This is a genomic window from Streptosporangium sp. NPDC005286 (assembly GCF_040607515.1).
Taxonomy (GTDB): domain Bacteria; phylum Actinomycetota; class Actinomycetes; order Streptosporangiales; family Streptosporangiaceae; genus Streptosporangium.
In genome coordinates this window covers 71,104-84,567 of sequence record NZ_JBEXGU010000003.1, presented here as the reverse complement: position 1 = coordinate 84,567, position 13,464 = coordinate 71,104, and the positions used below count along the sequence as shown (strand labels likewise).

Below are 13,464 nucleotides of genomic sequence, written 5' to 3'. Positions count from 1 at the left end.
CGCGCCCGAGGTCGGCCGGGAAATCCCCGCCGGATGTCAGGCACCGGCCGTGGAAAGGCTCCGGTCGATCTCGGCGCGGGTGGGCATCGAACTGCTGGCACCCGCGCGCTGGACGGACAGGCCCGCCGCCGCGGTGGCGAAGCGGACGGCCCGGTCGGCGGGCTGCTCCTCGAGGTGGGCCACGGCGAGGGCGCCCACGAAGGTGTCGCCCGCGGCCGTGGTGTCCACCGCGTTCACCCTGGGCGCCTCGACCCACACGGCTGCCTCGTCGCCAGCGGAAGTGAGCGCGCCGCGCGCCCCCAGCGTGATGATCACCCAGCCGACCGTGCCCCTCAGCTCCTCCAGGGCGCGCTCGTGGTCAGCCTGACCGGTGATCGCGACGGCCTCGTGCTCGTTGGCCACCAGGATGTCCACCGCCTCCAGCAGCTCAGCGGGCAGGGGCTGGACGGGTGCGGGGGTGAGGACCACCGTGGTCCCGGCGGCGCGGGCGGCCCTGGCGGCGGCGGTGACCGCCTCGATGGGGAGCTCCAGCTGCAGCAGGAGCACGTCGGAGCGGGAGATGACCTCGATCTCGGCCTCGGTGGGAGCGGTCACGGTCCCGTTGGCACCGGGAACCACGATGATCGAGTTGCCGCCGCCGCCGTCCACCACGATCTGGGCGATGCCCGAGGGGCCGGGGACCGTGCGCAGGTCCGTCACATCGACGCCCGCCTCGGCGAGCGTCCTGCGCATCTCGGTCCCGAAGTCGTCGTCACCCACGGCCCCGAGGAAGGCCACCTTGGCACCCGCCCGCGCGGCGGCGATGGCCTGGTTGGCGCCCTTGCCGCCGGGAACCGTGCTGAAGGCGCGACCGGTCACGGTCTCGCCGAGCGCGGGTACGACATCGACATAGGCCACCAGGTCCATGTTGACGCTGCCGAACACCGAGATCATGATTCCTCCGCCCCCAGGGCCAGCGTACGGCGGGCCAGCTCGTCCAGACCGATGCCGTCGAACCCGCTGATGCTACTGGACAGCCGGTTCTTCAACGACCACCCCTCCGGGATTCCCGACGCGCCGCGCAGCGCGCCGACGATCGAACCCACGGTCGCCCCCGCCGAGTCGGTGTCCCAGCCGCCCGCCACGGCGCCGGCGATCGAGGCGGTGAAGTCACCCCGGCCGTGGACCAGTGCCGCCGTGATCAGTGCGGCGTTGTTGATCGTGTGGACCCAGTGCAGTTCCCCGTGGCGTGCGTGGAGCCGGTCGACGACCCGTTCGAAGTCCGGTTCCCGGCGCGCGTCCTCGGCGGCCTGCCGTACGGCGGCGGCCAGGCGGGAGTCCGGCGGGATCACGGCGAGTCCGGCGGCGACCACCTCCTCGACGGAGGAGGCCGTCAGCGCCGTGGCGCACATCGCCGCCACGAACATGGAACCGTAGATCCCGTTGGCGGTGTGGCTGAGCCGCGCGTCGCGCCAGGCGAACTCCGCGGCCGTGGCCGGATCGCCGGGGTTGGCCCAGCCGTAGACGTCGGCCCTGATCAGCGCACCGATCCACTCCCGGAACGGGTTGCGGAAGGTCGCCGTGGAGAGAGCCCGCGGGTCGTGGGGGGCGGGCGGTTCCAGGCCGGCCAGCAGGTTGCGGTAGGCGGCGCGCTCGGCGGTGAAGACCCGGCCGCCGGGCAACTCGTCCAGCCAGAGCCGCGCGACGTCGTCGGTGCCGAACCCCCGGCCGTGCCGCTCCAGCAGGGCCAGGGCGAGCAGCGCGAAGTTGAGGTCGTCGTCCTCGGGGACGCCGTCGATGTTCTCGGCGAGGCTGTTGACGGCGCTGCGACGGTTCCACGGCCAGCGCCGGCCGATCTCGGCGGGAAGCCCCCTGGCGGTGAACCATCCTCGGATCGGCCAGTTCCCTGTCGCCTCGGCGATCGCCCTGATCCCCTCCCGGGGGATCTTCTCCACCGGCTTGCCCAGCACGCAGCCCGCCGCCCGGCCGAGCCACGCGCCGAGCATCCGGTCCATGACCTGTGTGCCCGAGGTGGCCGTGCCCCTTTGTGACGGCCACCTCGGGCAGGCTGTGACGATCTCGGCCAGGGTGGAGGGCTCGGCGAGCGGGGACGGGATCGCGGCCAGCTCGTCGAGCAGGTCCTCGGCCAGGCGGCGCAGCCGTACCGGAGGGGCCTCTGGCGAGGCTCCCGCCCGGGTCGGGGCGTCGTGTCCTCCCGCGGCCTGCCAGCGCGCGGCGATCTCCGTCACCTCGCGGCCGTCCTCGGCGGCCTGGCGCAGCTCGTGGCCGACCAGGTCCTCCGGCTGTACCCAGGTCAGCCTGATCATCCGGCGTCCCCGGCGAGGGCGGCGAAGGCGGACTCGTGGGCGCGGCGGCGTTCCAGGTCCGCGCCGTGGATGCGGCGGGCGACGCGGGCCAGGCTCAGGCCGGGGGTGAGAAGGTCGATGCGGCTGGCGGTGGAGATCTGCTCCACCCAGTCGGCCGGGACGGCCTCGCGCCCGCCGAGGGCTCCGGCGACGGCGCCGCCCATGGAGGCGATGGAGTCGGCGTCGCGGCCGTAGTTGACGCCGCCGAGGACGGTGTCGCGGTAGTCGCCCTTGGCGATCAGCAGGAAGGCCAGGGCGAGCGGGAGTTCCTCGATGCTGTGCAGGCGGCTCGGGCGGCGGGCGCCGAGACCCTGGTCACGGTAGGTGTCGGCGACCGTGTCGTAGGGCTTCATGGCGGCGCGCAGCGCCTCGAAGGAGCCGTCCCAGTGGCCGAGGCCGCTGGCCACCGAACACACCGCGTCGATGGCCGCCTTGGTCCCGTCCCGTGCCAGCCGCAGGCAGGCGGCGACCACCGAGTCAGGCGTCGCCCCCGGGCGCATGGCCTCGGCCACCGCGGCGGCGAGCACCCCGGCCGCCTCCCGGCCGTAACTGGACTGGTGGGCGCCGGCAAGCTCGATCGCCTCGGCGTAGGCGGCGTCGGGGTCGGCGGCGTTCACCACGCCGACCGGTGCCATGTACATCGCGGCACCGCAGTTGACGATGTTGCCCACGCCCGCCTCACGCGGGTCCGCATGACCGTAGTGCAGCCGCAGCACCAGCCACTTCTCCGCCAGGAAGACCCGCTGCAGTAGCAGCGTCTCGGCCTCCAGTTCCGGGATCCAGCGCTTCTCCCCCATCATCTCCGGTACCAGGTGCTCGGCCGCCGCGTAGGCGTCCAGGTGGCCCCCGACCCGCTCGTAGACCCGGATCAGCGCGTGGGTCATCAGGGTGTCGTCGGTGATGTGGCCGTCACCCTTGTGGTAGGGCGCGATGGGGCGGGCGTTCCGCCAGTCCTCGAAGTACGGCGGGACCAGGCCCTCGACGTACCCGCCGTAACGCTCGTGGATCTGTTCGGGCGTCCAGCCCTCGGTGGCGCCGCCGAGGGCGTCGCCGACCGCGGCACCCGCCACGCATCCCACGGCCTTGTCCTCAAGCGTGCCCCTGCCCGTTGTACTCATCCGATCCGTCCCCTCGCGATGTCCAGTAGATCGATTCCCGCCAGTTCGGGTAGGCAGCAACCCGTCAGGGTGGTGCTCCACCCTCGCGGCAGCGCGTCGTGGCCGGTGAACGCGCCGGTCAGCGCACCGGTCAGCGCGGGCGCGGAGTCCGCCGCGGCGGCCAGGCAGGCGGCGGCCGGTACGGCGGTGCGTATCGAGCCGCCGGAGACCTCCGCCAGCGCGAGGGCCACCGGGAGCGTCTCGGCGGCGGCTACCCCGTAGCTGTAGACGTGGTCGAACAGCGCCGCGTCCAGCGCGGGCACCGCCGTGAACGGATCGCCCGCCTCACGCGCGACCGCGAGCGCGACGCGGGTCGCGCGGCCGATGACGGTGTCATCGGGAAGCGCCTCCAACGCGGCCCGCACGGCTTCGCCCATCGGACCGCCGTCCACCAGGACGCCGATCGCGCGGGCCATCGCGACGGCTCCGAGCACGCCGTCGCCGGCGTTGGTGACCTGGGCGTCGGCCGTGGGGTCCAGCCCGGCGGCCCCGAAGGCGACCGCCCGCACGGTCGCGGCGTCGTCGAAGAAGTGCGGGTTGTCGTGCCCACTGGCGGGAGGGCCGAGGCCGCGCGCGAGGTTGTCCAGCGCGGTCCGCACCGAGATCCGCGCCCTGACGTCGTCCCTGCCGGTCAGACCGGCGAACGCCTCCGCGCGATCCTCGTCGATGGTGAGCACGGTCCAGGCGAGCCATTCGGCGTCGTCGGACGGCCCCATCACCAGCGGCGCGACCGGCTGGTTGAGCGCGAACGGCACCGGCAGAGTGGTCACCCGATGCTCCTCGGCGAAGGCGTCGAGCTCGCGGTGGAGGCGTCTGCTCCACGGTGCGTGCACCCCCGCCCGGTGCCGTGACGACGGCCATCCCGCCGCGTCGCCCATCGCCAGACCGGCGAACGCCCCCAGGATCCTGTCCCCCGACATCATCGCCCTACCTCCCTTCCACGAGCTGATCGGCCACGTCGAGTACGTGCCGTCCCGCGGTCACCGGCAGGCAGCGCCCCTCGACCGGGCCGATCTGCCGTGCCCACCGCTCCGGCACCGCCGCCTCGCCGCGTCCCGCCCCGGCGAGGGCGCCGGCGATGGCCGCGGTGGTGTCGGCGTCCCGTCCCAGATTCGCCGCGATCACCACGGACTCCTCGACCTCTCCCTCGCCCATCAGGTAGGCGGCGAAGGCGAGGGCGACGGCTTCGGGAGCCAGGTCCGTCCACGGGTAGTGCCGGACCACGACCGCCTCGTGCAGCCGCCCGGCGACGTCGCCGGATCCGGGGCCGAGGGCCTCGCGGGCGCGGTTGACGCTGCGGGCGGTCCACGAGTCCTCAGGGATCACGCCGAGGCCGGCCGTGACCGCCTCGTCCGGGGAGGCGCCCGCCATCGCGGCGGCCACTGCCCCGGCGACCGCACGGCCGCCGAGGATGCCCTCCCCCGCGTTGCTCACGCTGCCGTCGACCTCCACCAGACGGGCGGCCTCGCCGGGGTCACCCGCGGCGAAGATCCCGTACGGTGCGGCGCGCATGGCCAGGCCGTCCGACCAGCCGTGGCGGTGCCACTGGCCGGTCAGCGGTGGCCGGAGTCCCTGCCGGAGTGCCTGGATGGCACCGAGCTCGGAGAAGCCCGCGCCCTTCATCGGTCCGTCGATCAGCGGGATGATCTCCTGGTGGTAGGCCTGGGCGACGTCCTGGGAGGTCAGCGCGTGTCCGTGCCGTATGAGCAGGGAGGCCGCGAAGATGGTGTACTCGGTGTCGTCGGTGCCGCCGCCGTCGATCTCGGTCAGCCTCCCCCAGCGGGCGGCGATCTGTTCGGGCGAGAGGTTCTCCGCCGGCCGCCCGAGGGCGTCGCCGGCCGCGAGGCCGAGCAGACACCCCCGGGCGCGCCCCCGATGTGTCAACGTCACTGGTTGTACCGCTCCAGCACCTTGTTGCCCTCGTCGACCAGCTTCTTCGCCGTCTCGTCGAGGGTGATCTTGTTGGCGAAGTACTGCTGCAGGGCCGGCGTGGCCACCTTGCTCTTCCACTCGTCGAAGCCGTTGACCTTCAGGAACGGCGCGACCACGAGGTTCTTGGCCGACGCGGTCGCCACGTTCCAGCCGTTCTCCTCGGTCGTCATGGCGGGGTCGCCCGCGGCCTTGACGGAGGTCGGCAGCAGCCAGTCGCCCTTGGCGAGCTTGACCTGGTTGGAGCCGTTGAGGAAGAAGGAGATGAACTTCAGTGACTGCTCGGGATACTTGCTGTCCGCGGCGACCGACAACGTCTGCGAGACGGCGCCCTGTTCGGCGGTGACACCCTTCAGCGGCGGGAGGGTGATCCACTCGAAGCCGTCCGGCGCCTGCTCCACGACCTGCTGGCGCAGGTAGACACCGGCGGGCAGCATCGCGTACTTGCCGGCGTAGAAGCCGGGCAACGGGTCGGCGGAGCCCATGCCGAGCGCGGACGGGTCGGCGGACCTGTCCTTGTGGAGCTGGTCGTGGATGCGCTGGAGCACCTCGCGCTCCTCGGCGCCCACCTTCACCGTCGTCTTGCCGCCGGCGTCGGTCTGGAAGAAGGTGCCGCCGAAGTTCAGGCCCAGGTTGAGCACCTTGTTGACCGGCGACTTCATCGGCCAGGCGACACCGTAGGCGTCGCCCTTGGTGAGCTTCTTGGAGATCTCGGCGAACTCGTCCCACGTCCACGGGCTGTCCGGGGCCGGGATCCGCACGCCGGCCTTGTCGAGCAGCTTCTTGTTTCCGATGATGACCTGCGACTCCTGCAGGAACGGCACGCCGTACACGCCCTCCCCGCCCTTGCCGTCGCCGAAGGTGACGGTGTCCCAGGCGCTCTGCGGGATGTCGCCCTTCAGCTCGGCCGGAACCTTGTCCTTGAGGTCCAGCAGGTAGCCGCGGTTGGCGAAGCCGGCCAGGGCCGGGGAGTCGTCATGGATGACGTCCGGGGGGTCGCCCGCCTCGAAGGAGGTGACGAGCTGGTCGTTGACGTTGTCCCAGCTTCCCTGGATGTACTCGACCTGGATCTTGGGGTTGGCCTTGTTCCACTCCTCGACGAGCTGCTTGTTGGCGGCGATCGACTCCTTCTGCCAGGCGAGGCTCTGGAATTTGATCGTCACCGGCTCATCGGGGGCGGCCGCGGGCGATTCCGAACCGCATCCGGCGGCCAGGACGAGGAGGCCTGCGGCCAGCACGACCCTCATGCGCATATGACTTCTCCTATCGGGGGGTGGGGCTATCCCTTGACGGCCCCGGCCATCAGGCCGGACTTCAGCCGTCGCTGGATGAATGCGAAGAACACCAGGCTCGGGATCGTCGCCAGAAGCGAGGCTGCGGCGAGCGGCCCGAGGCGCACGACCCCCTCCGCGCCGGTGAACTTCACCAGCGTCAGCGGCAGGGTCGCCACATCCGGGTCCTTGAGGACGATCAAGGCGAACAGGAACTCGTTCCAGGAGGAGATGAACGAGAACAGCAGGGTCGCGACCACGCCGGGGGCCAGCAGCGGGGCGACGACGCTCAGCAGCGAGCGCACCCGCCCGGCCCCGTCCACCGCGGCGGCCTCCTCCAGCTCACGCGGTACGGCACGCACGTATCCCTGGAGCATCCACAGCGCGAACGGCAGCGTGAAGGTGACGTGCACGACGGTCAGGCCGGGCAGCGTGTTCACCAGGTCCAGCCTGCGCAGCACCATGAACAGCGGGATGATGATCAGGATGAACGGGAAGACCTGGCTGACCAGCACCCATCCGATCGCGATCCGGTTGACCAGCGAGCGGTAGCGGGCCAGCGCGTAGGCGGCGGGCAGCGCCAGGACCACGGTGAGCACCGCGCTGGCCACCGCGACGACGAGGCTGCGCACCCCGCTGCCGACCAGGTCCTGCTCGGCGAAGGCGTCGGCGAAGTTGGCCGGCGTCGGTGAGCGCGGGATCCACGTCGGGTCCAGGCTCGCCATCTCCTGCGGCGTCTTCAGTGCCGTGGACAGCAGCCAGACCAGCGGGAACGCCAGGAAGACGAGGTAACCGGCCAGGGCCAGATAACGCAACGCCTTGCCCATGTCAGCTCGCCTCCCGCATCTGCCGCCAGAGGTAGGCGCCCAGCACGGCCAGCACGACGATCACGATCGCCACGCCCAGGGTGGCCGCGTAGCCGAAGAAGCCGTAGCGGAAGGCCTCCTCGTAGGCGAACAGCATGGGCAGGCGGGTCTGGCCTCCCGGGCCGCCCTGCGTGAGAACGTAGACCAGCCCGAACTGGTTGATGTTCCAGACGAAGTCCAGTGAGGTGATGGCCACGATGACCGGGCGGAGCTGGGGCAGCGTGATGTTCCAGAACCTGCGCCAGACACCCGCGCCGTCCACCTCGACCGCCTCGTACAGCTCCTTGGGAACGCCCTGCAGCCCGGCCAGCAGCACCACCGTGGTCTGCGGCATGCCGGTCCAGATCCCGACGACGATCACCGCGGGCAGCGCGATGGAGAAGTCGTTGAGCCAGTCGATCTCGGTGCCCAGCATGCCGTTGAGGATCCCGGCGTCCGGATGGTAGACCAGCCGCCACATCAGCCCGATGACCACCGGCGGCATCGCCCACGGCACCATGGCCAGCACCCGGGCGAACCCCCGGAACCGCAGATCCTGGTTGAGCAGCAGGGCCAGCCCCAGCGAGGCCAGGAACTGCAGCACCGTCACCGAGACCGCCCAGATCATCCCGATCCGGAACGACGCCCAGAAGTCCCCGTCGGAGAGCAGGTCTCCGAAGTTCGACAGCCCGACGAACGAGGTGACCGAGTTGCGCCCGGAGCGCGCGTCGGTGAACGCCAGGAAGATCCCGTAGAGCAGCGGCCCCACGCTGAACACCAGCACGGGCACCAGCGCTGGCAGCATCAGCAGCAGCGCCTCACGCCCCTGCCGCCCGCCCTTCCGGGGTTTCCTCGGGCTCGCCGTCCTGACCGGCCGGTCGGCGGTGAGGGTCACGGCGTCTCCTCTCCTGTGGTCGAGGCCCTGACCACCAGGCGGGGCGGCACGGTGACCACTCTGGGCTCCCGCTCGCCGTTGCCCAGCCGGTCCAGAAGCAGTTCCGCCGCCGCCCTGCCCCGCTCGGCCGAGCCGAGGGAGACGCTGGTCAGGGCGGGCCAGGCGACCGCGGCCATGTCGATGTCGTCCATGCCGGCCACCGCCACGTCCTCGGGCACCCGGCGGCCGGTCCGGCGCAGGACGTCCAGGGCGCCGAGCGCGATCAGATCGTTGGCACACATGATCGCGTCCAGGTCGGGTGCCCTGGCCAGCAACCGGCTCACCGCGGCCGCGCCCTCGGCGCGGTAGAAGTCACCGATCTCCACCAGGTTCTCGTCATACGGCAGGCCGAGGGCGGTGAGCGCCTCGGCGTAGGCGGTGGACCGGGCCGAACCGGGGACCGTGTCCAGCGGGCCGTTGACGAACCCGATCCGGCGGCGTCCCAGGGAGTGGAGGTGGTCCAGCGCCAGCCGTACGCCGGTGCGGGAGTCGGTGCGGATGTTGTCCACCCGCGTGCCTTCCGGCACCGAGCCGATGATGACGACGGGGGCGCGGGCCGCCTCGACGGCCTTCAGATGCGCCTCACTCACTCTGAGCGGGATCATGATCAGCCCGTCCACGTAGCGCTCGCCGAGGCTGCGGAGCACGTCGATCTCGTCGGCGACGTCCGCGTCCGTGGAGTGCAGCACGAGACGGTATCCGGCGGCCTTCAGCACCGGCTGGATCTCACGGACCATCGCCAGGTAGACCGGGTTGCCGATGTCCGCCATCGCGAAGGCCACCTGGTTGGTCCGGCGCGACTTCAGCGACCGGGCCACCGAGTTGGGGACGTACCCCAGTTCCTCAGCCGCGCTGAGCACCCGGCGCACGGTGTTCTCACGGGTCGGCAAACCGTTGAGGACGCGGGAGACCGAGGCGATCGAGACGCCCGCCCGCTCCGCGATCGTGGTGATCGTCGGCCCGTCGCTCACAGAGACCACGCCTTTCTGTAAACGATTACGATGACCTTGATGACTTACTGAAAACGTTTACGGAGTTAGAGGAATGTAACTCGCACGCAACAGAGGACGTCAAGTCACGATCAAGTAACAGCACGCACGGTGGACGGCGGCCCGGCTGTCGCGGCGTTCCAGCCGGCGGGCAGCGGGCAGCGGCACCACCTGGTCGGCGGATACGTCCCGGCGCTCCCGGACGTCCCCGGAAGTGCCGGTGGCGTGGCTCGTCGCCAACGGATATCCGGAACGGACGAACTGACCGTCGTCCGATGGCAGGTGGCCGGGCCCAAGTCGTGGGCGACGGTCACGAACTGGGCCCGGTCGCGTGCCCGGAGCCTGTCGAGCGGGCATCCGACGTGACCGTACCGACGCCGAGGTGCGCCGGGCGGGACCGGCGAGGTCAGGAACGCAGGTAGGCCAGGACCGCGAGGACGCGGCGATGCTGGTCGCCGTCCTCGGCGTACAGGCCGAGCTTGGCGAAGATGCTGCGGATGTGCTTCTCCACGGCCCCGTCGCTGATCACCAGCTGACGGCCGATGGCGGGATTGGATCTGCCCTCGGCCATCAGGCCGAGCACCTCGCGCTCGCGCGGGGTGAGCTGGGCGAGAGGGTCGTCACGACGGCGCCGCACCATCAGCTGTGCCACCACCTGGGGGTCGAAGACCGTACCACCGGACGCGACGGTGCGCAGGCCCGCCATGAAGTCGTCCACATCCACGACGCGGTCCTTGAGCAGGTATCCCACCGCGCCCCTGGCGTCGGCGAGCAGGTCGTCGGCATAGGAGACCTCCACGTACTGGGACAGGATCAGCACCGGCGCGCCCGGCACCCTCCGGCGCGCCTCCACCGCCGCCCGCAGCCCCTCGTCCGTGAAGCCGGGCGGCATCCGCACGTCCACCACCGAGACGTCGGGCCTGTGCTCGGCGACGGCGGCCACCAGCCGGTCACCGTCCCCCACCGCGGCGACCACCTGGCAGCCGAACTCCTCCAGGAGCCTGATCAGGCCCTCCCTGATGAGCACCGCGTCATCGGCCACGACTACCCGCACGGAACCTCCGCCACTATGACCGTCGGCCCGCCGACGGGTGAATCGACCACCAGCTCGCCGTCGACCGCCTTCAGGCGGTCACCGAGACCGGACAGGCCATGCCCCTTGGCGACATGTGCGCCGCCGACCCCATCATCCCCGATTGTCAGCATCAGGAAGCCACCTGTCCTGGTCAGCGTCACGGTGCAGATCGTGGCGTGGCTGTGCTTGGCGACGTTGGTGAGGGACTCCGCGACGACGAAGTAGACGCTGTTCTCCACGGCGGCGGGGAATCGTCCCTCCACCTGGACGTCCAGCTCGACGGGGACGGTGCAGCGCCCGGCGAGCGCGGCGAGCGCGGGGGCCAGGCCGCGGTCGCTGAGGATCGGAGGGGCGATGCCGCGCGAGAGGGCACGCAGCTCGTCCAGCGTCTCGCGGGTGGAGGTGATGGCCTGGCCGAGCATCTGCTCGACTCCCGCCGGATCGCGCTTGAGCTGGCGCTGTGCCCGTGACAGGTCCATGGCCAGGGAGACCAGGCGCTGCTGCGGCCCGTCATGGATGTCACGCTCCAGCCGGCGCAGCGCGTTGGCCTCGGCCGACACCGCGGCGGCCCGGCCCTCGGCCAGGTCGTCGATGCGATCGTGCAGCTCGGCCACCCCGGTCAGCATGGCCCTGCCGAGCCCGGCCTGGACGAGCGCCGCGCTCCGCACGACCGGCGAGAGAGTGATCGCGAACAGCACGCCGATGACGGTGTTGATCACCACCTCGACCCAGAGACCGCCGCCCAGGCCGAGGAGCAGGCCGAGCCCGCCGTCGTTGCCGGGGATGGCGTAGACGATCCACCCGTAGAGCGGGTAGGTGAGGCCGAGGATCGTCCCGGCCCACCAGACCACCGTGAAGACGAAGGTCACGATGGAGATCGGGAAGGCCACGATGCCGTAGAGCAGGTCGAGCCAGGACTGGCCGTTGGTCAACGGATTGATCATCCTGCGGAACCATCCGGCGCTCTGCGGAGCGGGCCGGTACCTCGGCCTGGCGACGGGGCGGCCGAGCACCTCGGGCAGCCAGCGCCGCTCGACGTCCGCGAGGCCCCGGGCGACCAGGAGTGTCGTCGCCAGGATGGGCAGGCCCACGAACACCACGGCCAGGCCTGTCCCTGCGGCGAACCCGGCCACCATGATGACGAACCAGATGACGGAGAGGGGGAAACCCACGAGCAGGTAGCGGGTGTCGGTGCCGATGCGGCTGAGAAGGGTTCTCATGCCGTCAACGCTATGAGGCCGGACCACCGCAGGCGACCCTGCACACCCGTTTGTCGGGGTGGGGCCAGCACTACCTTCGGTGGTGGGGGGATCCGGCGCGAAGACTGATGCATACGTCACTGCGCCGCGGCGGTCCCGGCGGGAGGCTTTTCACACAGCCTTTCCTGAGGTTTTCGCTCCCCCTCCCCGAGAATCGAGACCCCTTTGACCGCCGTGATCCCCAGCCCGGCAACGCGTCCGGCAGCCCGCACGGCACCGGCGCCCGCCGGTCGCGACCCGTTCATCGACGTGCTCCGCGTGTTCGGCATGGCCCTGGTGGTGCTCCAGCACTGGAGCATTCCGGTGCTCTCCTTCGCCGACGGCCGGATCACCACCGGCAACGCGCTGGCCACCGGGAACGGCTGGATGATCACGTGGATCAGTCAGGTGATGCCGCTGGTCTTCTTCGCCGGGGGCGCGGCGGGCGCGATCAGCAGGCGCGCCGCCGTACGGCGCGGTGACGCCACTCCCGCCTGGCTGGCGACGCGCCTGCGCCGCCTGGCCTGGCCGGTGGTACCACTGGCGGCGGTCTGGCTGCCCCTCCCCCATCTGCTCCTGACGCTCGGCGTGCCGGAGCAGCCGGTCATGACCGCCTCGCGGCTGGCCGGACAGCTTCTCTGGTTCCTGGTGATCTATCTTGTCGCGGTGGCGCTGACCCCGCCGATGCTCAGGCTCAACATGGCGTACGGCTGGCGGGTGCCGGCCGCGCTGGCGGCGGGGGCGGTGGCGGTGGATCTCCTGCGCTTCACCAGCGGCCTGGAGGTGGCAGGTCTCCCCAACATCGTGCTGATCTGGCTGGCGGTGCACCAGCTCGGCTTCCTGTACGCCGACGGGCGGCTGGGCCGCCCCTGGATCCTGGCGCTGGCCGGGTACGGTCTGGCCGCGGCGCTGGTGACCTTCGGCCCCTACCCGCTCAGCATGATCGGGATGCCGGGTGCCGCCGTCTCCAACATGGCACCGCCCACGCTCGCGCTGCTCTCGGTCGGGGTCGGCCAGATCGGGCTGGCGCTGGCGCTGCGCCGCTGGATCGTCTCATTCGCGGAGTGGCCCGGGGTGTCGAGGGCGCTCGGCTGGGCCGGCGGCCGGATGATGACCCTCTATCTGTGGCACATGAGCGCGCTGTTCGTCATCGTCTCGATGGTCGTGGTGGGCCTGGGAGTCTCCACCCCCGAGCCGGGCACCTCGGCCTGGGTCTCCGGCTGGCCGCACTGGCTGCTCATGCTCACCCTGGCGATGTGGCCGCTGCTGCGAGGGCTCGCGCGGTTCGAGACGCCCCCCTCGGGCAGGCCGTACACCGGGGGGATGGCCAGGATCGTCGTGGCCACCGTGCTGGTGGGACTGGGGCTGCTCACGCTCACCGCGATCGGCTTCGTCCCGGGGACGGCTCCCCTGCTCGGGGCGGGCGCGATCGTGGCGGGCCTGGCGCTCACCGGCCCGTCCTTTCGCACCTCACCCGCCTCACGGGCGGGCGTTCCCGGGCCGCGTCCGGCCTCGGATCACCCGCGGCACGTCTGACGGCTCCGGCGCTCCAGCCGACGCCAAGTCCTTTTACTAGCTGTTTATGCCGAAAAAAGTGATCATAACTACATAATGTTACACACTTTACGCGAAATGTAATGTCATCCATTGCCGCAGCCGGTTCGACCACCACAAGTTCTTC

At 71.2% G+C, this 13,464-nt stretch carries 12 protein-coding genes; 1 reads left to right on the top strand and 11 read right to left on the bottom strand.

Annotation, left to right across the window (positions count from 1 at the left end):
* Nucleotides 1–36: 36 nt before the first annotated feature.
* The 11 genes from rbsK to ABZU75_RS02345 all read right to left on the bottom strand — a co-directional run bounded on the left by rbsK (nt 37) and on the right by ABZU75_RS02345 (nt 11,765).
* On the bottom strand, nt 37–933 hold the full coding sequence (gene rbsK, locus ABZU75_RS02395; RefSeq protein ID WP_355548483.1) for a ribokinase: 897 nt from the start codon (nt 931–933) through the stop codon (nt 37–39).
* Nucleotides 930–2,306: an ADP-ribosylglycohydrolase family protein gene (locus tag ABZU75_RS02390; protein ID WP_355548480.1), complete on the bottom strand. Its 1,377-nt coding sequence runs from the start codon at nt 2,304–2,306 to the stop codon at nt 930–932. Before ABZU75_RS02390 ends, rbsK begins: the two co-directional genes overlap by 4 nt.
* Complete coding sequence (locus ABZU75_RS02385) at nt 2,303–3,463, bottom strand: ADP-ribosylglycohydrolase family protein (protein ID WP_355548477.1); 1,161 nt, start codon at nt 3,461–3,463, stop codon at nt 2,303–2,305. The genes ABZU75_RS02390 and ABZU75_RS02385 overlap by 4 nt, the downstream gene beginning before the upstream one ends.
* Nucleotides 3,460–4,425 carry an ADP-ribosylglycohydrolase family protein gene (locus tag ABZU75_RS02380; RefSeq protein ID WP_355548474.1) on the bottom strand — a complete coding sequence of 322 codons (966 nt, stop codon included), beginning with the start codon at nt 4,423–4,425 and terminating at the stop codon, nt 3,460–3,462. The genes ABZU75_RS02385 and ABZU75_RS02380 overlap by 4 nt, the downstream gene beginning before the upstream one ends.
* Nucleotides 4,426–4,429: 4 nt before the next feature.
* Nucleotides 4,430–5,392, bottom strand: coding sequence for an ADP-ribosylglycohydrolase family protein (locus ABZU75_RS02375; RefSeq protein WP_355548471.1), 963 nt, complete (start codon nt 5,390–5,392; stop codon nt 4,430–4,432).
* Nucleotides 5,389–6,684 carry a sugar ABC transporter substrate-binding protein gene (locus ABZU75_RS02370; RefSeq protein ID WP_355548468.1) on the bottom strand — a complete coding sequence of 432 codons (1,296 nt, stop codon included), beginning with the start codon at nt 6,682–6,684 and terminating at the stop codon, nt 5,389–5,391. Before ABZU75_RS02370 ends, ABZU75_RS02375 begins: the two co-directional genes overlap by 4 nt.
* A gap of 26 nt (nt 6,685–6,710) precedes the next feature.
* Entirely contained in the window at nt 6,711–7,529 is an 819-nt protein-coding gene (locus tag ABZU75_RS02365; RefSeq protein WP_355548465.1) for a carbohydrate ABC transporter permease, read from the bottom strand.
* 1 nt (nt 7,530) lies between these two features.
* The gene (locus ABZU75_RS02360; protein WP_355548462.1) at nt 7,531–8,442 is read right to left on the bottom strand and encodes a sugar ABC transporter permease; all 912 of its coding nucleotides are present in this window, start codon (nt 8,440–8,442) and stop codon (nt 7,531–7,533) included.
* Nucleotides 8,439–9,452 carry a LacI family DNA-binding transcriptional regulator gene (locus ABZU75_RS02355; RefSeq protein WP_355548459.1) on the bottom strand — a complete coding sequence of 338 codons (1,014 nt, stop codon included), beginning with the start codon at nt 9,450–9,452 and terminating at the stop codon, nt 8,439–8,441. Before ABZU75_RS02355 ends, ABZU75_RS02360 begins: the two co-directional genes overlap by 4 nt.
* Before the next feature lie 424 nt (nt 9,453–9,876).
* On the bottom strand, nt 9,877–10,524 hold the full coding sequence (locus ABZU75_RS02350) for a response regulator transcription factor (protein WP_355548456.1): 648 nt from the start codon (nt 10,522–10,524) through the stop codon (nt 9,877–9,879).
* Nucleotides 10,515–11,765, bottom strand: coding sequence for a sensor domain-containing protein (locus ABZU75_RS02345; protein WP_355548453.1), 1,251 nt, complete (start codon nt 11,763–11,765; stop codon nt 10,515–10,517). The genes ABZU75_RS02350 and ABZU75_RS02345 overlap by 10 nt, the downstream gene beginning before the upstream one ends.
* A gap of 213 nt (nt 11,766–11,978) precedes the next feature.
* Between ABZU75_RS02345 and ABZU75_RS02340 the strand changes: the two genes are divergently transcribed.
* Complete coding sequence (locus ABZU75_RS02340; protein WP_355548660.1) at nt 11,979–13,319, top strand: acyltransferase family protein; 1,341 nt, start codon at nt 11,979–11,981, stop codon at nt 13,317–13,319.
* Nucleotides 13,320–13,464: the final 145 nt, after the last annotated feature.

Bases quoted from the DNA above. Each gene is read 5' to 3' on its own strand.
- rbsK (WP_355548483.1), bottom strand. From the start codon at position 933: ATGATCTCGGTGTTCGGCAGCGTCAACATGGACCTGGTGGCCTATGTC.
- ABZU75_RS02390 (WP_355548480.1), bottom strand. From the start codon at position 2,306: ATGATCAGGCTGACCTGGGTACAGCCGGAGGACCTGGTCGGCCACGAG.
- ABZU75_RS02385 (WP_355548477.1), bottom strand. From the start codon at position 3,463: ATGAGTACAACGGGCAGGGGCACGCTTGAGGACAAGGCCGTGGGATGC.
- ABZU75_RS02380 (WP_355548474.1), bottom strand. From the start codon at position 4,425: ATGATGTCGGGGGACAGGATCCTGGGGGCGTTCGCCGGTCTGGCGATG.
- ABZU75_RS02370 (WP_355548468.1), bottom strand. From the start codon at position 6,684: ATGCGCATGAGGGTCGTGCTGGCCGCAGGCCTCCTCGTCCTGGCCGCC.
- ABZU75_RS02365 (WP_355548465.1), bottom strand. From the start codon at position 7,529: ATGGGCAAGGCGTTGCGTTATCTGGCCCTGGCCGGTTACCTCGTCTTC.
- ABZU75_RS02345 (WP_355548453.1), bottom strand. From the start codon at position 11,765: ATGAGAACCCTTCTCAGCCGCATCGGCACCGACACCCGCTACCTGCTC.